At 40.9% G+C, this 23,023-nt stretch carries 21 protein-coding genes; 3 read left to right on the forward strand and 18 right to left on the reverse strand.

From position 1 onward, the window contains the following. Positions 1-29 precede the first annotated feature (29 nt). Together FTU22_RS10845 and rpe are read right to left on the reverse strand one after the other, a co-directional pair. Positions 30-545 (reverse strand): hypothetical protein, encoded by a 516-nt coding sequence (locus tag FTU22_RS10845; protein ID WP_180094424.1) that lies wholly within the window; start codon positions 543-545, stop codon positions 30-32. A gap of 615 nt (positions 546-1,160) precedes the next feature. Further along, entirely contained in the window at positions 1,161-1,847 is a 687-nt protein-coding gene (gene rpe / locus FTU22_RS10850; RefSeq protein WP_168378513.1) for a ribulose-phosphate 3-epimerase, read from the reverse strand. A gap of 606 nt (positions 1,848-2,453) precedes the next feature. Here rpe and FTU22_RS10855 point away from each other — a divergent pair. Continuing rightward, a complete protein-coding gene (locus FTU22_RS10855) occupies positions 2,454-2,750 on the forward strand; it encodes a DUF2218 domain-containing protein (RefSeq protein ID WP_180094426.1) in 297 nt (98 codons plus the stop codon). 31 nt (positions 2,751-2,781) lie between these two features. Here FTU22_RS10855 and FTU22_RS10860 read toward each other — a convergent pair whose 3' ends face one another. The 9 genes from FTU22_RS10860 to FTU22_RS10900 form a co-directional block, all read right to left on the reverse strand. Next, positions 2,782-3,843: a M48 family metallopeptidase gene (locus FTU22_RS10860; RefSeq protein ID WP_180094427.1), complete on the reverse strand. Its 1,062-nt coding sequence runs from the start codon at positions 3,841-3,843 to the stop codon at positions 2,782-2,784. A gap of 14 nt (positions 3,844-3,857) precedes the next feature. Further along, entirely contained in the window at positions 3,858-4,964 is a 1,107-nt protein-coding gene (locus FTU22_RS10865) for a YjgN family protein (RefSeq protein ID WP_078192359.1), read from the reverse strand. A 130-nt stretch (positions 4,965-5,094) separates the two neighbouring features. Then, positions 5,095-5,940, reverse strand: coding sequence for an S-formylglutathione hydrolase (gene fghA / locus FTU22_RS10870; RefSeq protein WP_180094428.1), 846 nt, complete (start codon positions 5,938-5,940; stop codon positions 5,095-5,097). Between the two features lie 27 nt (positions 5,941-5,967). Further along, positions 5,968-7,359, reverse strand: a complete 1,392-nt coding sequence (locus FTU22_RS10875) for a C13 family peptidase (protein WP_078192361.1) — start codon at positions 7,357-7,359, stop codon at positions 5,968-5,970. Between the two features lie 125 nt (positions 7,360-7,484). Beyond that, positions 7,485-8,303, reverse strand: coding sequence for a class I SAM-dependent methyltransferase (locus FTU22_RS10880; RefSeq protein WP_078192362.1), 819 nt, complete (start codon positions 8,301-8,303; stop codon positions 7,485-7,487). Then, positions 8,297-9,121: an undecaprenyl-diphosphate phosphatase gene (locus FTU22_RS10885; RefSeq protein ID WP_078191179.1), complete on the reverse strand. Its 825-nt coding sequence runs from the start codon at positions 9,119-9,121 to the stop codon at positions 8,297-8,299. The genes FTU22_RS10880 and FTU22_RS10885 overlap by 7 nt, the downstream gene beginning before the upstream one ends. A 12-nt stretch (positions 9,122-9,133) precedes the next feature. Then, a complete protein-coding gene (tsaB, locus tag FTU22_RS10890) occupies positions 9,134-9,799 on the reverse strand; it encodes a tRNA (adenosine(37)-N6)-threonylcarbamoyltransferase complex dimerization subunit type 1 TsaB (protein WP_180094429.1) in 666 nt (221 codons plus the stop codon). Between the two features lie 162 nt (positions 9,800-9,961). Further along, entirely contained in the window at positions 9,962-10,492 is a 531-nt protein-coding gene (locus FTU22_RS10895) for a gamma carbonic anhydrase family protein (RefSeq protein WP_180094430.1), read from the reverse strand. Between the two features lie 35 nt (positions 10,493-10,527). Further along, a complete protein-coding gene (locus FTU22_RS10900) occupies positions 10,528-11,136 on the reverse strand; it encodes a CoA pyrophosphatase (protein WP_078191182.1) in 609 nt (202 codons plus the stop codon). A 126-nt stretch (positions 11,137-11,262) separates the two neighbouring features. Here FTU22_RS10900 and FTU22_RS10905 point away from each other — a divergent pair, with 126 nt between their 5' ends. After that, positions 11,263-11,811, forward strand: coding sequence for an NUDIX hydrolase (locus tag FTU22_RS10905; protein ID WP_180023250.1), 549 nt, complete (start codon positions 11,263-11,265; stop codon positions 11,809-11,811). A gap of 68 nt (positions 11,812-11,879) precedes the next feature. Here the strand turns inward: FTU22_RS10905 and FTU22_RS10910 are convergent, their stop codons facing one another. From FTU22_RS10910 to FTU22_RS10935, 6 genes are all read right to left on the reverse strand, one after another. Continuing rightward, positions 11,880-13,895 (reverse strand): hypothetical protein, encoded by a 2,016-nt coding sequence (locus FTU22_RS10910; protein WP_180094431.1) that lies wholly within the window; start codon positions 13,893-13,895, stop codon positions 11,880-11,882. A 22-nt stretch (positions 13,896-13,917) separates the two neighbouring features. Beyond that, on the reverse strand, positions 13,918-15,267 hold the full coding sequence (gene filE, locus FTU22_RS10915) for a putative pilus assembly protein FilE (protein ID WP_180094432.1): 1,350 nt from the start codon (positions 15,265-15,267) through the stop codon (positions 13,918-13,920). 14 nt (positions 15,268-15,281) lie between these two features. Then, positions 15,282-16,946 (reverse strand): OmpP1/FadL family transporter, encoded by a 1,665-nt coding sequence (locus FTU22_RS10920; RefSeq protein ID WP_111884775.1) that lies wholly within the window; start codon positions 16,944-16,946, stop codon positions 15,282-15,284. 12 nt (positions 16,947-16,958) lie between these two features. Continuing rightward, positions 16,959-18,158: a hypothetical protein gene (locus FTU22_RS10925; RefSeq protein ID WP_180094433.1), complete on the reverse strand. Its 1,200-nt coding sequence runs from the start codon at positions 18,156-18,158 to the stop codon at positions 16,959-16,961. Positions 18,159-18,218: 60 nt separating this feature from the next. Next, complete coding sequence (locus tag FTU22_RS10930; RefSeq protein WP_111884773.1) at positions 18,219-19,052, reverse strand: C39 family peptidase; 834 nt, start codon at positions 19,050-19,052, stop codon at positions 18,219-18,221. 197 nt (positions 19,053-19,249) lie between these two features. After that, on the reverse strand, positions 19,250-20,206 hold the full coding sequence (locus FTU22_RS10935; protein WP_078192372.1) for a DUF6160 family protein: 957 nt from the start codon (positions 20,204-20,206) through the stop codon (positions 19,250-19,252). A 255-nt stretch (positions 20,207-20,461) separates the two neighbouring features. On the opposite strand from FTU22_RS10935, the gene pabB reads away from it, so the two are divergent. After that, on the forward strand, positions 20,462-21,802 hold the full coding sequence (pabB, locus tag FTU22_RS10940; protein WP_180094434.1) for an aminodeoxychorismate synthase component I: 1,341 nt from the start codon (positions 20,462-20,464) through the stop codon (positions 21,800-21,802). A 118-nt stretch (positions 21,803-21,920) separates the two neighbouring features. Here the strand turns inward: pabB and hisC are convergent, their stop codons facing one another. After that, positions 21,921-23,018, reverse strand: coding sequence for a histidinol-phosphate transaminase (gene hisC / locus FTU22_RS10945; RefSeq protein WP_180094435.1), 1,098 nt, complete (start codon positions 23,016-23,018; stop codon positions 21,921-21,923). Between the last annotated feature and the right edge of the window lie 5 nt (positions 23,019-23,023).

Raw genomic sequence — 23,023 nt, forward strand, 5'->3', positions numbered from 1 at the left:
ATAACGAAAAAACGTATTTAATACTCAGGTTAAGCTTGCGGAGGTCTTAGAATTTCTTGCCAAAAGCCTTTTAAATGCTGTCCAGCAAAAATGAAACGAGGAGGTCCTGCATAGTGATGCACATGGAAGGTCTGCAATGCGACCAAGGCGCTATCGACATAAGAGGTACTGATTTGGCAATGTGCGAGTGTACAGTCCTGACAGTCTGTGTTTTGTATCGATGAATGATGCACCAGACCATCTTGCTGTGCAGATGTCACATCTAAAGATTGATGACAATCCATCATTGAAATGACTTCAGGTGTCGTCTGCTTGCCATGATGTACTGCATGCTCAGGAGCAGCTTGCCGCTGATTTTGATGGCAATTTGTCATATTTAAATGCGAAGGATCAGCATGTGCTGCATGAACTGATGCCTGATGGGCATTTGCGTTCATCATTTGTTGATGTTGAAAATTTTGCTGAGCACTGACCACACTGCTCCACCCCATGACAAACGCCATGAGCCAAGCAAAGCCAAGATGCTTACGCAAAAAATTGAACAATTTAGTATCCTAATTCAACCCAATGATGCACTGTGACAATATATCCCTATTAACACATCTTTAGAAACATCACGCGATCGGCTCAGCCGAAATCCGCATGAAACACCATGATGATGTTATTTACGATTCAAATGCAATTACATGACATTCGTATCAACATGACATGCAGCTCGACTGATTTATCCATCATGAACGATACATTCAGGAGCAACTAATATCACTAGCTACTACGATCGATGATGTGTTTTTGCCAGTTGCTGCTTATCTCAACGGTTACTTACAGCATAATTAATTGTGCAGTTATTCACAACAGTTTTAAATTTATTGCGCTGTCATAAAAAACGGTGCATATCGTCCAGTTAAAACATAAAAGTTATTTTTTAAACTGACTAATTATTTACCATAGATTAATAAACATACAGTATTTCAAACACTTTTCCCCATAAAAAAAGGACTCAATTGAGTCCTTTTTATACTTAATACGTCTAATTATTAAACCATTGATGCACAATCGTTTATAATTTATCCAAGTTATCCATATAGTTATCTACACAGATATCCATACGGTTATCCATATAGTTATCCACAGGTGAGGAATAACTTATACCCAAAGGCTTAAGCCTCTTGAGCATGTACTTTTGCCAACTCTGAACGCATGTCATCAATCACAGCTTTATAATCAGGCTTACCAAAAATCGCTGAACCTGCAACGAACATATCTGCACCGGCTTCAGCAATGTCACGAATATTGGCTGGAGTAACACCACCATCCACTTCTAAGCGAATATCACGACCTGAAGCATCAATAATTTTTCGTGCTTGACGCAGCTTTTCCAAAGTCATTGGAATGAACTTTTGACCACCAAAACCTGGGTTCACACTCATCAACAAGACTTGGTCAACTTTATCTAAAACGTAGTCTAAATAATGCAGAGGTGTCGCAGGGTTAAACACCAAGCCCGCTTGCGCACCGCCAGATTTGATTAACTGTAAAGAGCGGTCAATGTGGTCAGTCGCTTCTGGGTGGAAAGTGATGATATCTGCGCCAGCGTCTAAGAAATCACCAATCATACGGTCTACCGGTGAAACCATTAGATGTACATCAATTGGCGCCTTAATGCCGTATTTTTTCAATGCCTTACAAACGCCCGCACCAAAAGTTAAGTTCGGTACATAATGATTATCCATGACATCGAAATGAACAACATCTGCACCTGCTTCTAGAACGTTTTCAACTTCTTCACCTAAGCGCGCAAAGTCTGCTGACAAAATTGAAGGTGCGATTAAGAATGGCTTGGACATGAAAAACCTAGCTTTGAAAAGGGAGTGATTGACGCATTATAGCAAATTGTCCCCCTATTCGCTGCCCACGCCCTAAGTCGTTTTTTCGATACTGATGATTGATATCTCTATAATAAAAAAACCTAGGATGAACTGATGTTACGCAGTAATATCAGAAGCGAAATTTGATTCAAATAAAAAACGATACGCGGTAACGTCATCCGCAATTGTTTGAGATAGAACGACTTCTCATCAAATTTTTTTTTTGCAATACTTTAAATAAATAGACGCTAGAGAGCGAGTTTTGCGGTGAGGAGCATTGCTCCGCAAGATGGTTTCCTTGCGAAGCTTCGCTTCTCATTTTGCCTAATGAGAAACATCGTTTCGTAAGAGTACCTCCAGCCGAAGGCTAATCCCTTTATTTAAGCCCTAGATGTAAGACTCCGACGAATTGACTTAAATATCATTTTAAAAAATGCAAAATTATTTTTTGCTTACGTAACATCAGTGATTAATATGGATAAAGATCTCAGGGATAGAAACACAGCGTTGCATATTTAGACTTAACGAGCATCTATGTACTTTGCTAAGTTAAAGGACTGACGACTTAACAATAAAATTGCATCTATGAAAAGTTCAACACAAATCACCACCGCCCAAGCAGCACGTGTTGCTAAGCGCTTAGTCAATCATTGGCAACATAAATTTGAAGTCAATGAACAGCTCATTGGAGAAAACACTGCATTCAAGATTCAACTGCCCTCTGCAGAGGTCAGTCTTTTACCACAAGCTGCTTTTTTAGATGTGGTGATTTCAGCCCAAGATCCAAGTGCAAATCTAGATCAATTGGAACATGTGGTATTAGATCATTTGATCCGCATGGGACAAGAAGAACTCAGTGCAACATGGCAACGCGAACCGTAGTCTACGTCGCCATATTATCAAAGCCTTTCACTCAATGCTGATGTGATTGATAATTTCTAACTGCATCAATACGGGCTTTCGTCGCTGGGTGTGACTCAAAGAAATCTGTCCAAGATCTCTGATCTTTGGCAGTTTCATCCTCTGCACCTTTCTCTTTTGCTGTTTCACCATCAGCTTCATCTTCCATACGTTGTAAGAAGTTTGCAAAATGTGCCGTTGGAATTTGATGTTTTGAAAGTTGTTTTAAGGCATATAAATCTGCTTCAGATTCAAAGTCTCGTGAGTAACTCGCACCCACCGCAGCAACCGGTAAACTGGTGAGAATATCTGAGCCATCCCCTGTAATCATCAACAAAATAATACTGATGCCTAAACCTGACAAACTTTGCTGCAAACTATGGCGTTGAACTAAATGCCCCTGTTCGTGGGCAAGCACACCTATGAGCTCATAATCATTTTTCGCTAATTTAACCAACTCATCTGTCACGATAATGGTGTTATTGGGTATCGCCAATGCATTTGCACCGATGCTGTCACCACCGCGGAATAACAACTTCGCAGGACGATTTTCAGCCACCAATTGTTGATATTCTTGCTTCAACTTGTCTTGACGTGCTTGTGGCAATTTTGTGGGTTCAGTCATATCGATAATATATTTTTCCGCCTGATCCCCCCAACTCTTTAACGCTGTCTCAGGAAGTTGATTAGCCACCACATGTGACGCTGCTGGTATGCCCCATTTAATTAATACAAAAGCAAAAGCCACCACGAAAATCACACTAAAAATGATTAGAGAAGGTGAACGCTCTAACTTCCAAATCGAATGCCAACGCGACTTTACGTCGAGATTGAACCACTCTGGCAAAGGTTGATGAAACTCTAAACGAGCATCGTCCTTTAACTCGATCACTGGCTGAATATCACCCAAAGCACCGATCAGCGTCATATCTTGATAGGTGTAGTGCTGCGTTTGTTCTAGGTCTTGACCATAACGCACAATCACAGCATGTTCCCCATCTGCACTGATTTGAGCAACAAAGGGTTTTGACACTTTCCCATCATAATAGGTTGCATTCACTACTGATGTTTTCATGTAATTCACCTGCGTTATAAGGAAATATCTAGGTCAAAAATATCGGATAATTCTTCAGCAATCGCATTGTGATCTTGCTGCATTTGATTTTGTAATTGGTCAGGATCATCGACCAACATTAAGTGCAAAGATTCAGTCTGATATTTATATAGTCGTACAACTGCCCATGGTGTCAGTAAACCGAGGCTAACCATTTTAGCCAACCAATTGCTCAAGACAATCCATGCATAGCGCCATTGATTACAGTCCGTATGAAACTGACTGCGGCTCAACGTGGTGTTATTCCATGTGGTAATAAAAATACGTGCAGCTGTGAGTGGCCAAATAAACATGTAGCCAATCAAATACATACCAAAAATAATGAAGACATAAGATGCGTCATTTAAACCATCTGAACTACCAAACAGTATCGCAAAGATCACTGCCAGCAATGCACCAAAGCCCATAAACAGAAATAAAGGCACATACATGGCACGCATATAATCGCCCCAAGTATTATTCAGATTAAATTTTAACTGACCCAGATACAAATGATTCAGACATTCACGTTTATATAGCCAGACCGCAACTGGTGTAAACAAACCAAGGGTAAAGACAACCACCGCAAGACATTTAACAAAGCACCAATACGCGCTTTTATTTGTCCCTGAAAAAAAGAATCGGCTATTACTAAATTTACTGTTGCGAGCACGGAAACGAATCGTAGATCGAATAAGCCAAGGAACCGCAAAGAAAATCAGGACAAATCCCGCTAAGAAAGCTTCCCAAGAATACTTTATAGCAAAAGAGAAACCACCATAGACCACTAATGCAATGATTCGTCCAACTAAAATTTTTGTAGGCAAACCAGTAAAATCAAAACGACGCTGAAACACCCAAGTATTACCATAAAAATAACGTAAACGGCGGACCTTTGCCCAAGGCGCATAAAGTCCAAGCGTGACAATCGTCAGTAAGATATTCACGATCCAAATACCGAAATATTCAGACGCATTACCTTTAAACCTAAAATGATAATTTCGTCCCAAAATATCAGCCTGTTCTGTCTCACCAAATAGACTCGGTGGATTCATCACGGGCAGCTCTGGCGGAAGCGGCGTTTCCATTTGTGAATTTTGCATAAGTACCCTAAATTATTTTTTTTGGTATGTCGAATTTATTCATTTGCATGGCAATGCTCATCACCATGCTTTATTTATACGTATATCAAAGCAAGCTATGCCTCAATATTTTTAACCACTGGCTTTAGAATTAATGAACCGCTGTTTGCAACTGGACAGCGTGAAATTGCAAATGATCGTCCATAAAACTTTGAATAAAATAATAACCATGATCATAGCCTGCATGTTCACGCAGTTCGAGTGGCTGCCCAACTTGCTCACACGCTTGCTTAAACAACATCGGATTTAACTGGCTATAAAATTGATCATCAATGCCTTGGTCAATCAAAATGGCTTTAAACAAAGCCCCTTTAGATTTCACTAAAGCTGTAGCATCGTGCTGAAGCCACTGCTGTCGGTCTGAACCTAGATATTGATTAAAGGCTTTTTCGCCCCATGGACACTGACTCGGCGCACAAATCGGTGCAAAAGCAGAAACCGATTTAAACAGGTCAGGATGCTTCAACGCTAAAGTTAATGCACCATGACCGCCCATACTATGTCCGAATATGCCAATCGCACCTTTTTGTACCGGAAATTCAGCCTGTACCAGCGAATACAATTCTTCAGTAAGAAAACGTTCCATTTGATAATGCTCGGCCCACGGTTGTTCCGTTGCATTAATATAAAAGCCTGCGCCTTGCCCAATATCCCAATGATCGCCTTGCGCTACCTGTTCCCCACGTGGAGAAGTATCAGGACTGATTAAAATCAGGCCGAGCTGCGCAGCTAAACGCTGTGCATGCGCTTTAATAGCAAAGGTTTCTTCGGTACAGGTTAATCCCGCCAAATAAAACAATGCAGGACACGCTTGGCCTTGCAAGGCTGCTTGCGGCAGAAAAATACCAAACTTTGTCGTGGTTTTTAAACTTGAAGAATCCAATTGATAAATACGCTGCTCACCCGCAAAACAGGTATTTCGTTGTACTAATTCCATGATCTTTATCCTAAACTTTTTAATCTTTTAAGGCGTAACCGTCGTAGCCGGTGCAGTAGTCGTCGGCGGGAACAATCGTTGTTCTAATTGAGGCAACATTAATGCCATGTTTTTCCCCATCGACCACTGCGGTTCAGAAGGTTCGAAACCCTGCGCTGCCTCCCATTTCGCAACAGTCGCTTTGGTTTCATTAAATGCCGCTTGAATACTGGTCTGTTCACGCATCGCCTGATCAAAGAACGCACGGCCAAAATAAGTGTATTCAGCTTCATTCGAACAGCCAAAAGACTGTCGATCAGCTGCCGATGCAGTAATAATTAAAGTATTATCATTTTGCAGTGCTGGAATAAAACTGCCTGAATAACATGAAGAAATCACAATCACACGCCAACGAATTCCGGAGGCATCCAAGGCTTCTTTTAACCATTTAGGATCGACTTGCGCCAAATCCAAAGGTGCATTTTCCATTTCAAAGACATTAGGTAAACCGTGTGAGGTCATATATAAAAATAAGACGTCACTTTCTCGGTTCATCTGTTGACCAATACGACGCAGCGCCAACTCCATACTGGTTTTAGATGCCAGCGGAATTTCAGTGCGCGTTGCAGGGTTATTGATAAGCTCAACCGAACGTCCATAGGTGCCAAAACGTGTATCAAACTGTTCTTTAATCCGTTCAATTTCCAGTTTAAAGACATCTTGATAACTCGCACCCGCCACCCCTAAGAAGTACCAATGGGATTGGGCAAATTCACCATATTCCACTGCGTCTAAGGATTTATTAAGCAAACGGCTTTGAGCATAGAAGGCATCTTCAGCAAAGCTTGGTGGAACTTCTTCCACTTTCCAAATCGGCTGATCTTTGACTGAGACTTGCCACACGACCAAAGTAAATAGCGTCGCACCCATAATCAGTGCTCGCTCCCACCATGGCCATTTCAACTCACGTGAAAATACCCAAACGACAGCTAGACTTTGCCAAACAAATAGAATAATGAATAACGTTGGAATGTAGTCATATAGGAAGTATGGGAGAAAATCGAGATCTCCCATATATTGAATCAAACATTGAAACAACATGATGTGCGTATCAAGCACCAACCAGAGCAATGCTGGGACCAACATTAACCGTGGATTATTCACACGTTGTGACAGGAAAATCCCCACGATTAAAGCAATAAATGGCCACAATGCGTAGCTAATGAGACCTTGGGCATTAAATTCGCCAATACGCCCCGTGCTGAGCCAACTAAATAAACTGTTGGCACAACCACCTAAAATCCCCCAAAACACCAATTGTAAAATCGATGGTCGAACGATTTGTAAAGAACGACGAGACCCCAAAAATAACCACATCCCCGCAGTTTGGTTGCTTTTAAAATCATGCCAAAAATTGATGGAGGGTTTGAAATCAATCATAGAGTTCTGATGGTGGCCTTGGCTCGCTTAATTGCACAAATAATTTTATGCTTGATGTCGTTTTTAGCAATGCTATTTTTTAACTATATAACAAATCTTTGAACAATATTGAAGCAAATATCATTTTAAGTCACAAGATCATGTTGGAAATATGCATCAAAGCGACAAGCATCACCTTGCCACTGATGTTGCGGCTCTTGATTCGCTAAAAAAACCGCCAATCGTGGACGTTTAACCACAACACGTTTAGCAATTTTTTGTGCTAAATCCAGTAAATTATCACCTAAATCCATTTCACCATCTTCAGGTAACAGTAAATGCAATAATTGCATTTGTTTTTTGACCTGAGCTTGCTTTTTGACGGCTTGCTGGTTTTGATCTCGCTGTGGAAACATCGGATCGAGATAAACCACATCAAAGATTTGATTGGTCGTCGACAAATGTTTCAAAAAGTCTGCCGAATCTGAAAAGACCAATTCAATTCGTGCCACAACCGAACTTAAAAATGCATCTTTCTGCGCACGTTGATGTGAGTCTTCCAATAAGGTAAATAAAATCGGATGACGTTCCACAAGAGTCACATGCGCACCCAGATGTGCCATTAAGAGACTGTCGTGCCCTAGCCCTGCGGTTGCATCTACAAGCTGTGGTTTTTCAGCCAAATTACACGCACGTGCAATCATCTCAGACTTTAAAGATGCTCGCTTTAAACGCCCCACTTCTGCTGTCCAATCGGGTTGCATCTTCATGCCATTGGCCGCTAACCACAAACCATCTGCATCGACACACAAACTAAGTTCAGGGTTTAAACGTAAAAAACGCGCGTTTAATTTTTCAATCAATTCAATATTTACAGATACACCACGTGAAGAAAGCACAGCAGAATACTGCTGTGCTTTCTCATGAAACTCTTGTTCTGTGTATAAGCGGATTTCGCTTACCATAATTTCCAGCCTGTAAATGCGAACAACAAAATCAATAACCCTGAAACAATTCGATACCACGCAAAAATCATGAAATCACGTTTTGCCACATAAGCGACAAGCGCACGAATTAAAATCAATGCAGAGACAAATGAAACGATTAAACCAACGGCGATCACAGTCCAATCTTGAGTGCCTTGAAATACATCATAGCTTTGATATAAATCCAGTAAACCTGCACCGACAATAACAGGAATACCCAAAAAGAATGAAAACTCAGTGGCTGCTTTACGGGAAACACCCAAGAACATAGCACCAATAATGGTTGCACCTGAACGTGAAGTCCCTGGAATTAAAGACAAAACTTGAATTAAACCAATCCAAATCGCATCTTTAATGGTTAAATCTTCTACTTCTTTGGCACGCACTTGCGGTGGATTTTTTTCGATCCAAATAATGATCAAACCACCGATAATCAACCCCATAGCAATCGCAATGTTATTGAACAGCAGCTCTTTCACCGTCTGACCAAACGTCAAACCAATCAACACGATTGGAATCGAAGCGAGAATTAAGCCAAAACCTAAACGGCGACCTTTTTCTTCACCAGTCACCATACCGGTTGCTGCGCCCCACAGGCGGCCCCAGTATTCATAAATCACCGCCGCAATCGCACCCATTTGAATTGCGATCACGAAAACATCACTTTTTTCTTTGGTCCAAAAGTTCATTAATTCTGAAGCCAGAATTAAATGCCCTGTACTTGAAATCGGTAAAAATTCGGTAATACCTTCAACAATACCCATGATTGCCGCTTTGAGCAGCAGTAGAAGATCCATATATAACCCTAATTATGGCTTGCCTTGTTCTGAAATTTTCTTCCAGGCGTTATCTCGTAAATATACGGGTAATGCAAGTTCAGCACTCACCCATGCTTTTCTTTGCGCCGCTTCGCGGGCAATAGTAGCAATATCTTGTGCTGTTGCACTTAAGTCTTTGTATTGTGTTTGTTCTGATTGAATGAGATCACTACCAGAACCCACGACGGTAAATTTGATCTGCGGTGTGGCATCTGCGTAGCTTAATAGTTGTTCTTCATCTACAGCCTGCATAATGCCATTGGTATCGAGTTGATAGCTGGCGATATACACTTCTTGCATGCGAGCATCAAGGACTGCAGTTACTTCAGTCAAACCATGTACACGATGCGCCGCTTGAGCCAAAGCTTGCAAAGTCGAGACTGGAACAACATGTACGTCATTGGCCCATGCCAAGGCTTGTGTTACCGCTGCATTAATACGAACACCACTAAATGAGCCAGGCCCACGACTAAATGCAATTGCAGTTAAACCTGCTAACTCAATAGCAGTTTGATTAAGCCCTTGCTCAATCATTGGGAGAATGGTTTGTGTCTGCGCTTTTGCCCGTAAATCGAGTTGAAAATAAAGCTCTTGAGTTTCGTCTACAATCGAGACGGAACACTGCTCATTGGCAGTTTCCAATGCCAGTAATTTCATGCGCAACCTTAATTAAATTTAATCTTAAAAAACGTTGAATATGATACTCCACTCCATCGCAGTTCGCGAGATGTTCCACCTCAGACTCAGCGCTTTCTGTATTTAATCTATAAAAAAGCCTCGACAAACATCGAGGCTTTTTTGCTTGCCATATATAGCGTTCTAAAGTTCAGCGACTTCGAGTTGAGTAAAATGTTTAAAATGAGCGGCATAGTGCATGGCACTCATTTTTAGACGTACTTCCGCTTGTTCATCTAAAGTCTTAACAACCTTACCCGGTGAACCCATCACAACAGAATTATCCGGAATCACCTTCCCTTCTGGAATTAAAGCATTCGCACCAATGATGCAATTTTTACCAATCACAGCATGATTTAGGACCACGGCATTGATTCCAATCAGACTATTATCTCCTACGGTACATCCATGTAGCATGGCTTGATGCCCAATCGTGACATAATCGCCAATGGTCATTTCAATGCCCGCATCGGTATGCAGCACCGCATTTTCTTGTACATTGGTAAAATCACCCAGTTTGATACGACTGTTGTCCCCTCGAATGACGGCTCCGAACCAGACACTCACTTCTCGGCCTAATTCAACTTGCCCAATGACCGTTGCATTTTCTGCAACCCAACCATCCCAAGGTTGATGCGTGGCTTTCGGGCTATATCCTTGAAATTTGTACAACATGATCAAACATCCTATTTTGACTTTCTAAAAATGATTTATGGCTCACGGCCCAAATGAAATGAAGGAGAATTTAATAAAAAAGGCCATTCTTTTTGATAATTCAAACCATATTGAAATAAGGAAATCAACATCCGTGCAGTCAAACCCCAAACGATTTCATTTTCAACTCTTAAACTGGGGAAATATAGTGATTGCTGGGCAAAACGAACTTCATACGGCGTTGGTGGCGTTTCTAAAAGCTGTCTTAATGATGCAAAAAAAATACGGTCAATTTCAGTGGGTTGAGGTATTAAATTTACGTCAGGCGGGATCAATCCCACGATCGGTTTAACCAACATCCCATTCCGTGCTTTTTGCATCGGTAAATCACCCAAAAGCTGCACATCAAATGGATTTAGAGCGGTTTCTTCTTGAGCTTCTCTTAACGCCACCACGATATTACTGGTGTCTTGGGCATCACGTTTGCCACCGGGAAAGGACACTTCACCGGCATGATTATTCATATAGAGCGAGCGGCGGGTCAATAAAATACGTGGATTATCTTCTTGGGTAATCGCAATCAATACAGCAGCATGCGCAGGTTGAATACGCTTAGAAAAACGTAAACTTTGCTGCAATCGCTGAGTCAATAAACCCTCATCCATCCACATTACAACCTTATAATTATCTTGTTTTCATCATAGCTGAATTTCGGCCAAGCTGGTTAGAAATGATGCCAAAGTTTTATTTTTAAGTTATTCTGACGGTTCACACAATCCATGACGATGAATATGAACTTTTGCTCAAACTGCGGACAAAAAACAAAAGAAGCGATCCCGCTTGGAGATCATCAGATACGCCGTATTTGTACCGCATGTGGGTTTATTCATTATGTGAATCCTAAAGTCATTTGTGGTGCTTTAGCCGTTTGGGACAATCAAGTTTTACTTTGCCGTCGAGCGATTGAGCCACGCTATGGGCTGTGGACATTACCCGCTGGCTATATGGAACTCTATGAGACAATGGAGCAAGGCGCAGCACGTGAGACTCGCGAAGAAGCCGAAGCAGAAGTCAACATTGAGCAACTGTATTGCATGTATAACATTCCCCGTATTGGGCAAATTTATGCCTTGTTCAAATCTGAACTAATCAATGGAGAGTTTGGTGCGGGTGATGAAACCATTGAATCACGATTATTTAGTGAAGAAGATATTCCTTGGGATGATTTAGCCTTTCCTAGTGTGGAAAGAACGCTGCGGCATTATTTTGCTGACCGCAGAACAGGTCAGTTTGAAATGCATCTCGAAACTCTCGGTACGCGACTCGATCACACAGGTTAGTTTGCAGATCTCTTAAATAAAAAAGCCCATCACGGATGGGCTTTTTTATTTTTCCAAGATTTAAATTTTTATTTTACCTTGATGGTGTAACACGGGGCCAATTCTAAAGAAATATCACCACCGCTTAACTTCGCTGTTTGAGCCGCAGTAGTATCATTTGGATTTTTTAAGCTATAAATATAACTAAAGCTGGCCAAACTATTCCCCCACTTCACCACTTTATTATCCGAATCCGTCAAAGCAACGCCAGAGGGACGCGTGCCTGCATTGGCGTTAATCATATTGTGTAACTGCACTAAAGCACCGCCCACAACCATCGTGGTATCCGCTGAAGTTTTCACACTTGAGTTCATTCCAATCAGCGCGCCATCAAGCGTATGGAAATATGGGTCAGCTAAAATCATACGAATCGAAATGGTATTTGGATTGATATTTCCTTCAGGCGTAAAGGTACGGGTTGTCGTTCCGATACGATATTGCTGTACACCTTTGTCATCTTTCATTAACAGTGGGTCAAGCACATCTTTTCCGCTACAGCCTTCCGTCGCGTGTGTAGACAAGTCGACAATTTGGCTATCTTGACGAGTAAATACATCGTCTGGCACGCCAGATTTTATATTTGTGCGAATATCACCATTACGGTCAATCACCACACCCAATTTCACTGTTTTAATCGAAGTATCGGTAAATTTAAAGGTTAAATCTGCATACAACGGGAAGATATAATTTTGTCCAGCGGCAACATTTTCAACAGACTTAAAGACTTTTTTGTCTAAATACGACAGCGGATAAAGCTTGTATAAATCCATCGTGCCTTTAAATTGCACTTGGTTAATGTTTTGCTCCCAAAGACCTAATTTTTTCTTATCATCGGCCGTCAGAACATAATCATCTTTTTTAGCCATTAACGTTTTATATAAACTTCCACCTGTACCGACCACCATTTTGTCGGCAAGTAGCGTCCCTTGTTTAATAATCAGAGGGCCAGAGTTTGCTTCTTCTGCATCAAAACGGAAACCCAGTATGCCAGGTTTATCAATTTGCTTGGTAAGCGGATCAATCCAATTATCCTGTGGCGTTGCAGTTAAACGTGTTGGTCGAACCTGCGTCAAGAGCAAGACATTCACACCACCAATGGTACTCAACTGTTGATCAACTTTGCCCTTCCACTGTAAACCACTACCAAACGTCATACCTTGGCGGTCCGTCATTAACATGAAATGACCAAATAAATTGACTTTTGAACTATCGGTCGGCAAACATTCATTTTTGTCACAGCCGACCAGTCCATTTGAACCACTGGCATTGGTAATCACGCCATCAGTTGAAAATAACGCAAACTCTGGCTGGTAAACCGCAGCCGTTGAGATATTCATGAGTTTTGAAACTAAGGTAAATGCGTTTTCATTACTGACTTCGGACAGGTCTAGCCAAGGTGTAAACAGGTCATTAAATTCCGTATCTGAACTGATACTGAAATCTGCTGTCGCGACATTTCGAGTGATTTGATCAATCAATACTTTATCTGCATTGTTGATATAAACCGCTTGGATATCTGTAGCTGTAACTGCGCTGTTATTTTTCAAAGCCAAGGCTTGAATAATTTTGGCCAAACGCATGGCCACTTTAACCGTTGCATCGGTATTTGAAATCGTTGCAGCAGGTTTACCCGCGATGCCAGCTGCCAAATCCAATAAGGTCAAGCGTGGAGGTGTCGTACCACTGGCTACATTGGAAATTTGCTTCAAATCTACTTTACCCAAATCAATTCGACGTGATTTTTCACCTTGGACAAAGAAAGTTACCGTATCGCCAATCTTACAAGCACCTGTCGAAACACCTTCTTTTAGATCAAATAAAGTAATGTAGGTATTTTTAACGTCGCTCGAACAATTAAAATTCAGACCTTCAATTGGATAATCTAAAACGAACTCAACACAGCCTTCGGTATTACTTTTACAAGTACCATTGGTCGTACTGGTATCATAAATTTCAGGATTCACATTTGCACTTTCACCGCCACAGCCACTGAGCGCTGCAACCAATGCCGTTAAAGCAAACGGTAATAAAATTTTATTTTTCATCCTAATTCTCTTTCTTATGTCCTTAACGGATTGCTGTTAATTTAAGTTGGCCTTGATTGGTTAATACGCGACCATCGACATCAATTGCTGTTGCTAAAGGCGTTAAAAATAAATACTGGCTACCTTTAGGCACTTGAATCACGCCTTCAATTTTTTCATGGTAAAGATGATCCGCTTCACCTTGGTTATTCTTGAATCCACCTGCGCCTTCCATGACACATCCATTTTTGTCTAAAAATACCGCAAATGGCCAATAAAATGTAGGATTTTGTACTTTGGATGCAAATGAATGTATACGAATATTTTGTAATGGTGATTTTAGTTTTACGACTTCATAGTCAAATTCGTCCGACAATGGTGCTCGAGGCCATAAGTTAATATCTTGAGCTAAGTCGAGCTCTTTGGCTTTCTTCATTTTTTTATTCGAAAAACATTGCTGACCTAAACCTTGAATGGTGTCAGCTTGTGAGACCCGATAATACGATGTGGCTAAAGTGATCGGCCCTGTATCTTCGGGTTGATTACGTTTAAATAAATTATCAATGACGGAGCGACTGACACCTTTTTCACGTTCAATGGTTTGCATCCGCGTTTGCCCCATCTTGCTGTCAATAACGCCTTCGGGCATGGTGTAAAAGCGCTTTTTGCCTTCTAAGTTAAACTCTTTATCTTCAAGATATTCATTATTGACATACTTTTCACCAGCCATGGTCGAAAAGCCTTGCTCTTGTTTTGCCTTAGCCGATTGTTTTGAAGGATGATTTTCTAAGTTTTCACCTGAAGATCGTACGGATTGATCAGTACTGACTACTTTCTCAGCAAGGATCTTTTTCTCAACGACAGGTTTATCTTTTTCAGCTAGAACTTTGGGCTGATACGCTTCACGAGGTTGGGTTAGCTCTGATTGCTGTAACTTTTCTGTCCATGCTGTTGAAGGCACCACTTTTGCTGAAATATCTGAAGCTTGTGCTGACTTTTCAGGTTTGGGAACTTTATCCCCTGAGACGTCATTAATTTTATCTACTGTGACAGCTTTAATTTCATCCCGTTTTTCCGGCTCGCGTATACTTAAATGTTGAGAATCCATCGGTCCAACAGCCTGTGCTGTTGGACTCGTTTGATGTGTTATCGGTGTCTTGGTTTGAGACGGACTAATGCTTACGGATGGTTGAATAATTTGTTGTACAGGTTGAGAGTCTATCGTTTTAGCAGTTGGACTTTCTTTAGGTTTCTTTGCTGGTTTTTCTTGCACTTGTACCACCATTGGGCGCCCATCAGGCCCAATAATGGTATGAAACGCCCCAGCGTTGGTATACGACACTTGCACCACAGACAGTGCAAGTAACGTTTTTATGAATAAAATCCTTTTCATTCTGTCTACTTATCCTACCAACGAGTTCTGTAATTTAATCCTAGGATGGTGATTTTCGTATCGGTTTTTACATTCAGTCCAGCATATGGGTTTAAAAGTAAGTTATTCACACCGGTTAAGTTTGCAAGACTACTAGTATTCGCTGGAATGTTATCTTTACTGCGTAAAAAGCCGATTGATAAATCTAAATCCGTATCTGCATCAAAACGATATCCAATCCCCATACCAAAGAGCTGCGCACCATTAATTGGGACCATGGTATTTCGCTTACCATCAGGAATAGACGTACTTCGTGGTTCATAGCCTGCACGTAATTTCAAACGATCTGTTGCAGAATATTCAATACCAATACCCCAGTTCCAAGGCGATGTAAATTTCAAAGGTAAGGCCAAAGAATTATCGGTCACATTTTCAGATAATAATTTTGCAATTTTCAGCGCTGAAATTTGACGGTCGAATTCAAAACGGAATTTGTCCCAAGCACGATAATCGGTCCAGCCCACATCAAAATTGATTTGTAAATCAGGCATGACCTTATACTTGATCCCGGCCTGTACGTGCTGTGGATATTCAAAATCCATCGAAACCAAACCCGACTCCGAATTTGGCACGGCATTTGGGAAACCTAAAATTGCAGCTAAAATTTGACCTGTTGGTGATGACATTAAACCCTTAATCATCTCCTGAGGCGCTTTTGCATTATGAATGCGATAACGGCCTTTCATGCGCATTTTCGCAGCGCTTTGGTACACCATACCAAAACTAAAATCTTCGCGTGGCTCCCACAAAACCCCTAAGTTATAACTTGGGCTTAGTGACTGCTCTAAAGCCAATTCCATCTGACCAAATTTGCCAAATGGGTTCATCCCTTCTTCGGTATTACACATCCCCAATAGCAAGATGTCGGTAATAATGTCCGAATTTTCCTTGAATGGCGTACAGACGACTTCATCAATCATCCTTAACATACCGATCAACTCATTGGGAAATCGTAGATCAGATTTCAATCCAATGGCTTGATAGGACATCCCTACACCACCACCAATCGATAGCTCATCACTGACTTGATAACCTACAGTTGGCGATAGATAAGTAATACGCTCTAGAGCAACTTGTTGCCCCATAAAATTACCGGGGTTGCCATTTTCAGCACCAAAACCCGCAATCAAAGGCGCATAAACGGCGGATGCAAATGTTGCTTTAGAACCTGGTGGATTATAGGCAATCCCCATCGTTGGTGCGGCAATGGGTTGGCCAGCACCAAAATCCACCATCTTTTTTAAGACAGGTACATATAGGGATGCATATTCAACATCACCAGAAACCTTATCTTTAAAGTCCGTACAAATATCTGCCGTTACTTCAGGGCCATCATTACAGACCATTGGGTCATCTGAATAACCAAAGACGTTATAACCCGCAGGGACGGTAAATTCACGTTGAATATCAAAGTTTGCAATGATCCCCTGCATATCGGTTTGCAAACCTTCAATTTTAGTTAATGCTGCAGGGTTAAAATGCACGGCACTAATCCCCGGAGGATCAGCAGTTACTGCATTCCCTAATGCAAGTGACCGTACATCAACTGAAAGGTTGGTACCCAATTGTGCAAAAGCAGCACTAGAACAGCCCGTTAAAACGATCGCACTAAAAAGTGGGCTGAGTCGAATTTTACGCATACGACAGCCCTCTTAACGAAGTTTTTTTCCAAAACCTAGAATATCTAACGGGAAAGAAAGTCCTAAAGACACATCTGGTGCATCTTCAGTTAAACCTAGCCCCACTGTACCGTTCACAATCGTATCTGGAGATACACGTACACCTAAAGAAATTGCTAGAGTTGAACTGGTTTGGTCTGCAGGTGAATAGGATTCGCCACTGCTATATGTAAATTCTGCGCCAGTGTTGAAACTTTGTTGATATGACATGGTGAGGGAAACATCGTAGTTAAACGAGTATGCAAAACCGAATGCAAAACCACCACTAATACCCGGCTCAAATTCTTCTATCGTTCTTAAGCCGCGCTTTTGATTTAACCCTGTTTCTTTAAAACCATAATTTGCCGAAACAGAGGCGAACAACACTACGGGATCAATATATTTACGTGTACTTGCACCGATACCTACAGAGTAATATCCCTTGCCAGTGGCTAAATCTTTTGTTGCATTTACTTCGTATGGACTATCACCTGTTTTCGTAGACAAATTACCAAATAAAATCAGTGGCAAACGACCTTGCTTCAATGGGAAGGGTTCCCAACGTGCGCCTAAAGAAATATCCCCTAAACCAGCAGTTGAAGTATCTTTTAATAAATCAGTTTTTGCTACTAAAGGCACAGATGCAGAGAATGTCAAATTGTCCATTACACCGTATTGCACGGTAAACGTATTGGTCATTGAGTGTGTGGCATTCTCTTGTACACGGAGTTGATAAAGTTGGCCTTGTGCCATTTCCATATCAAGTTGAGTATCACGGTAATAGGTATAATCGATATCGTAAAAAGATGATATTTCACCTTTTTTAATCAATGAATACTGACGTTCATTCGAGCTAAATACTTCCTGTAAGTTAGCTTCTTGACTCGCATCACCCTCTTGCTGTTGAAGTGCTGTCGATGCCTTTTCAGTGGCAGTAGCACTTTCTACTTGTGGTGCCTCAGCTTGTACTGGCTCTTCAACAGATTCATACTGTCCAATTTCTGGCTCGGCAGCAGCTTCTTGTGCAGTATCAGCTTGGGTTACAGCAGCAGGAGATACAGACTCTTCTACGACTGTCTCTTGTTCAACCGGATCATATTCTCCAAGGCTTGGCTCTTCAGCTGCATAGGCAACCCCCATCACCACCTGAATACTCATGGCTAGTAGTGTTTTGTTCATCCATTTACGATTCATGTTCCTTCCCACCGTTTTTATTTTTTTAATCCTGACACTTTGTTATACGCATTCATCTAATTATTTACTCTTGTAGTAAAGCCTTAGAAAGTTGTAATTCGATTTACCATATGACTCCGACTCTTCATTCATATTTTTATCAAGTCGTATCGTAGATGCCTTGTCTGCAATTTTTTCCATGTAAAACTGCGGATATTGAATATCAACCAATGCATAACGGTTCACGGTTGCATCTTCAACATGTCGCAAGTCTGAATCTTGCAAAGCCAATAAATTTTTACGTTGCTCAGGCGCAACATTGATTAAGAATAATGTGTTGTTTTCCCATATTTCTTGGAATCTAACTTCATCGAAACTGATATTGCCCAGTGCTGGATCTGCAACATAAACACGCCCATCTTTATAGGCTTTAAAAACCACAAAATGTTTAAAACCAGCATATGAAATGGGAACAATCGCAGGCTGACCTTGCTTAACTAGATCTGAAAACTCACCTTTGTAGCCCCCACTGTCTAGCCCAACAGCAGCAACAAAACGTTTCATGTCTAATAAGGAGAAACTTCGACGTTCGATGATTTTTTCAGTTTCACCAAATTTCAGCAAACCATTCATGGTCTGTTGCTCAGTTAACTGTGTCCCGACATAACCATTTAATAAAGTCGTTAAGGCCGCTGAACCACAACTGTAGTCGTATGCTTGCCGAACGATGCCTCGAAATTGATCTTCTATGGCAGGTTTAATTTTTACAGATTCACGGTGCATCCGAGTAAAGGAATCATTTCGTGAATCCAATGTTTCGGTATAGTGAACTGTTCCGACTGGCTTTTCTTTTAAATCGAAGGACTCTTTGGCAAAGTAATACATCAATGCCGAGCCTACAGCTATCTCTAACATATCTTCTAACTTTTAGTTATCGGCAATGATGTGCCTTTTTTCATTATTTTTTAGAGCTATTGCTCTACATCCATGTATTATGCAAGATACCTTTTTTTTTATAAAAAAACAGCATTTTTTTATGCTTTATTGGGTCATTCCGCACTTTTTTGTAAAAAAAAGCGCGTGATCAACACGCGCCTTATTTTTATTCTAGATTACTTACTAGAAATTGTAATTACAGAACCTTGGTTATATACACCCATAGCTGGGCTGTAGAATGTTTGTAAGCCTTGAACTTCGATATCACCAATTGAACCAGCGTCTTTACTTCCTAAATGAATACCTTTCACATAGTTATCAATTGGACCAGAGTTGCTTACCATTTGAATATAACCATTGTTTGTGCCTTCTTTACCATAAACACGAACATCTTGGTTAATCGTTAAGTCAGTTTTATTAGCATCAGCAACTTTGATGCTTTCGATAAAGATTTCACCTGCTTCGCGTGTAGCCGTTTTAGTTGATGCATCTAGGATACCCAGATCTTTAATTTCTAAGCCACCAACCATTGTCGTACTCAGTTTAATCATTGCACCTTGTGGAGCAGCACCCAACTGAACATTTGCAGTCATTGGACCCGTTTTTAGAGAAAGGCCAGATAAAATTGCATTGTAGTTGTTATCGTCACCACCACGGCGAATGCCTGTAGTACCCGCTGTACCAGATGCTGTTACGCCAATTTCACCGATTTTGATATCTAAACCAGAAACATCAGCTGCGATGTTAATGAATGCACCATTTGCACCAGTACCAGCATCAGTATCAATACGTAAATCAGCTAAATTGCGAGAAGCTAGAAGATAAGCCCCACCGTTATCATAGTTTGCACCAATAACGATACCTTTATTTTCTAAAGGATCACCAGCTTTCTTGTTACCTTGAATAACGATCGCACCAGCAGTACTTGTACCGCCCTTAGCTGTATCCGTTAAACCGTCGTTATCGTGAATGAAAAGTTTTTCAATTTCAATTTTAGAGATACCAATCCCGATGTTAATACCATCTTGACCAGTGGTTGAACTAAGTGCAGCATCGTCCATTGCTTGCATAGCCATAGCATTCGCACTAAATGCGATTGAAGAAACTAGAGCTAATTTAGTGAAATTTTTCATACGGTACTCTCCCAAGAGTATTTATTTTTTTTGATTTTCAACCACTCGATTTATTCAGCTGTAATATTATTTTGTGACAACTGCTAAATCTTTCCTTGAGTTGTTTGCTCGCTCGATTAAATTATATCCAAGCTAAAATTTGTTCAACTGTTGTTGGTCGCAATCTAATTCTTACCGATAAACGGTATTTGCAAACCAAATGAATTAGGAATGGTATAAAATCCATTTTAGTCTTTAAAGTTAATTTTTCTGTTGATGCAAAAACCAATTTCTTTTAAAAAATTTATTCTCAAACAAACTGTTAGTGCTCAAAAAATTTTGCAAGCGCTTGCGCCCTTGCCACATGTGATTTTTTTAGAAGATCAAAACCAACCTGTTATTTGCTTTTTGGCAAATCAATATCAACAATTGAAGAATGATGAACTTAAAGCTTATGTCTGTACCAATTTAGATCAATATGAGGAATCTGATACTCAGCCCTTGCAAAATATTGCCTTCCAAGATTTATGTTCAAACTTAGGCAACGGGTTTTCTGGGGGCTGGGCTGGTTTTATTAGCTATGATTATGCAGCGCAGCAACAGATTTCCTTGCACGCCAAAGCGCAACCTCGCTTGTTTTTAGGACAATTTTCCAGTTTTTTAAAATTAGAGAATGATGGTTGGTATTTTTATAGTTCAGATCATTCTGCAGCTAAGATTTACGACTACATTGATCAGTTCATTCAAACAGAGATCACTCAGAATCAATTTAAATTAAGACAAAAATGTACTGCAAGATGGTCTAAGTCAGACTACACGAAAGCCTTTGATCAAGTGCAGGAATATATTAAAGCGGGTGATTGCTATCAAATTAATTTAACCCAAGAGTTCACAGCTCAAGCAAACGGTTCACTCTTAGATACCGCTCAAGAATTTTGGTCACTGACTGATGCACCATATTCAGGCTACTTACGTATTAATGATTTTGAAATTTTAAGTTGTTCGCCTGAACTTTTTATAGATTTTAAGCCTGAACGCAAGATTATTACTAAACCAATCAAGGGCACGATGCCTCGCTATGAAGACCCAGTTTTAGATGAGCAGTCAAAACAATGGTTAAAATCATCTGAAAAAGACATGGCTGAGAATGTCATGATTGTCGATTTACTGCGTAATGATTTGAGTGTTTATGCTGAAACAGGTTCTGTAAAAACACCTAAACTTTTTGACATTGAAAGTTTTAACCAAGTGCATCACATGGTCAGTGAAGTTGAGGCCGTGCTGAAAACAGATGTAAACCCTTTTGAGGTTCTGATGTCAGCACTGCCGGGCGGTTCGATTACCGGCGCGCCTAAAATTCGCGCGATGCAAATCATTGATGAACTTGAAGGTGCTCCTCGCGGCGCCTATTGCGGCTCGATGGGTTATTTTAATCACGATGGCACGGGCTCTTGGAATATTTTAATCCGCTCTATTCAAAAATACCAAGATCAGGTTTCGCTGTGGGCAGGTGGCGGAATCACCATCGCGTCTGATTGCGATGCTGAATATCAAGAATGCTTTGATAAAGTCGAAGCGATGCTGGATTTGTTAAACACGTGGTATACGGAAGATTAAACAAAAAAAGCGATTCAATTGAATCGCTTTTTTATAACCCTCCCCTTGCGAAGCAGTGCTTCTCACCTTTTCGAAAGGAAAATTAGGGTAGATTTAAATTTATAGTAGCTTGCAGCAATTAAGCCAAAATATCGTTTTTAAGCGTATCCACAAGGCGCTGATTTTGTTCATCTGTGCCAATGGTGATCCGCAGGAATTGATTAATCCGCGGCTTATTGAAGTAACGTACAATAATCCCGCGTTCACGCAATTCAGCAGCCAACTCACCTGCATCTTTATTTGGCAATGAGGCAAAAATAAAGTTTGCCGCAGACGGCAATACCTTAAAGCCCAGCTCAGACAGCTGCTCTACTAGTTTTTCACGGCTCGCAATCACCTTGGCATTTTGCGCTTCAAAATACGCTTGATCCTCAAATGACGCCACGGCTGCTGCAATCGCAAAACGGTCCATCGGATAAGAGTTAAAGCTATTTTTTACCGCCTCAAGCGCTGCGATTAAATGCGGCTGTGCAATCGCGAAACCGACACGCAAACCGGCAAGCGAACGCGACTTAGACGTGGTTTGACAAACCACAAGGTTTTCATATTTGGCAACCAAAGCCACAGCAGATTCCGCACCGAAATCGACATACGCTTCATCAATCACTACCACTGAATTTGGGTTGGCTTGCAGCACTTCCTCAATTGCAGACAAACCTAAAGCAATGCTGGTTGGCGCATTCGGATTGGTAATGATGATGCCGCCATTTGGCTGTTTATAGTCATCCACCACAATTTCAAAGTCATCGTTCAGCGGTAAAATTTTAGTATTGGCAGCAATGCCAAAAAATTGGCTATATACGGGATAAAAACTGTAGGTAATGTCTGGATACAAAACCGGCAGCTCTTGCACAAAAAAGGCTTTAAAAATGTGCGCCAGCACTTCGTCCGAGCCATTGCCGACAAAGACCTGCTCAACAGGCACATGCTGCTGTTTTGCAATCGCCTGCTTTAACTCAGATGCATCTGGATCTGGATATAAACGTAAAACATCAGCAGAATTTGCCAATACTTTTTGCACTGCTTCCGCCACTTTTGGCGATGGCGGATACGGATTTTCATTGGTATTGAGTTTTAAAATATTTTGGATTTTAGGCTGCTCACCCGGTGTGTACGGTTCTAATTCACGTACATCTGGGCTCCAAAAACGCATTTGTTCAGAGGTAATATTTGGCATTTTAT

This window comes from Acinetobacter sp. YH12076 (assembly GCF_013419525.1).
GTDB lineage: Bacteria > Pseudomonadota > Gammaproteobacteria > Pseudomonadales > Moraxellaceae > Acinetobacter > Acinetobacter amyesii.

What these genes read in the sequence shown, in the direction of transcription:
- FTU22_RS10920 (WP_111884775.1), bottom strand. Translation starts at nt 16,946, where the DNA reads ATGCGTAAAATTCGACTCAGCCCACTTTTTAGTGCGATCGTTTTAACG.
- FTU22_RS10925 (WP_180094433.1), bottom strand. Translation starts at nt 18,158, where the DNA reads ATGAATCGTAAATGGATGAACAAAACACTACTAGCCATGAGTATTCAG.
- FTU22_RS10860 (WP_180094427.1), bottom strand. Translation starts at nt 3,843, where the DNA reads ATGAAAACATCAGTAGTGAATGCAACCTATTATGATGGGAAAGTGTCA.
- rpe (WP_168378513.1), bottom strand. Translation starts at nt 1,847, where the DNA reads ATGTCCAAGCCATTCTTAATCGCACCTTCAATTTTGTCAGCAGACTTT.
- filE (WP_180094432.1), bottom strand. Translation starts at nt 15,267, where the DNA reads ATGAAAAGGATTTTATTCATAAAAACGTTACTTGCACTGTCTGTGGTG.
- FTU22_RS10880 (WP_078192362.1), bottom strand. Translation starts at nt 8,303, where the DNA reads ATGGTAAGCGAAATCCGCTTATACACAGAACAAGAGTTTCATGAGAAA.
- pabB (WP_180094434.1), top strand. Translation starts at nt 20,462, where the DNA reads ATGCAAAAACCAATTTCTTTTAAAAAATTTATTCTCAAACAAACTGTT.
- FTU22_RS10895 (WP_180094430.1), bottom strand. Translation starts at nt 10,492, where the DNA reads ATGTTGTACAAATTTCAAGGATATAGCCCGAAAGCCACGCATCAACCT.
- FTU22_RS10875 (WP_078192361.1), bottom strand. Translation starts at nt 7,359, where the DNA reads ATGATTGATTTCAAACCCTCCATCAATTTTTGGCATGATTTTAAAAGC.
- FTU22_RS10885 (WP_078191179.1), bottom strand. Translation starts at nt 9,121, where the DNA reads ATGGATCTTCTACTGCTGCTCAAAGCGGCAATCATGGGTATTGTTGAA.
- FTU22_RS10900 (WP_078191182.1), bottom strand. Translation starts at nt 11,136, where the DNA reads ATGGATGAGGGTTTATTGACTCAGCGATTGCAGCAAAGTTTACGTTTT.
- fghA (WP_180094428.1), bottom strand. Translation starts at nt 5,940, where the DNA reads ATGGAATTAGTACAACGAAATACCTGTTTTGCGGGTGAGCAGCGTATT.
- FTU22_RS10910 (WP_180094431.1), bottom strand. Translation starts at nt 13,895, where the DNA reads ATGAAAAATAAAATTTTATTACCGTTTGCTTTAACGGCATTGGTTGCA.
- hisC (WP_180094435.1), bottom strand. Translation starts at nt 23,018, where the DNA reads ATGCCAAATATTACCTCTGAACAAATGCGTTTTTGGAGCCCAGATGTA.
- tsaB (WP_180094429.1), bottom strand. Translation starts at nt 9,799, where the DNA reads ATGAAATTACTGGCATTGGAAACTGCCAATGAGCAGTGTTCCGTCTCG.
- FTU22_RS10905 (WP_180023250.1), top strand. Translation starts at nt 11,263, where the DNA reads ATGAACTTTTGCTCAAACTGCGGACAAAAAACAAAAGAAGCGATCCCG.
- FTU22_RS10930 (WP_111884773.1), bottom strand. Translation starts at nt 19,052, where the DNA reads ATGTTAGAGATAGCTGTAGGCTCGGCATTGATGTATTACTTTGCCAAA.
- FTU22_RS10865 (WP_078192359.1), bottom strand. Translation starts at nt 4,964, where the DNA reads ATGCAAAATTCACAAATGGAAACGCCGCTTCCGCCAGAGCTGCCCGTG.
- FTU22_RS10855 (WP_180094426.1), top strand. Translation starts at nt 2,454, where the DNA reads ATGAAAAGTTCAACACAAATCACCACCGCCCAAGCAGCACGTGTTGCT.
- FTU22_RS10935 (WP_078192372.1), bottom strand. Translation starts at nt 20,206, where the DNA reads ATGAAAAATTTCACTAAATTAGCTCTAGTTTCTTCAATCGCATTTAGT.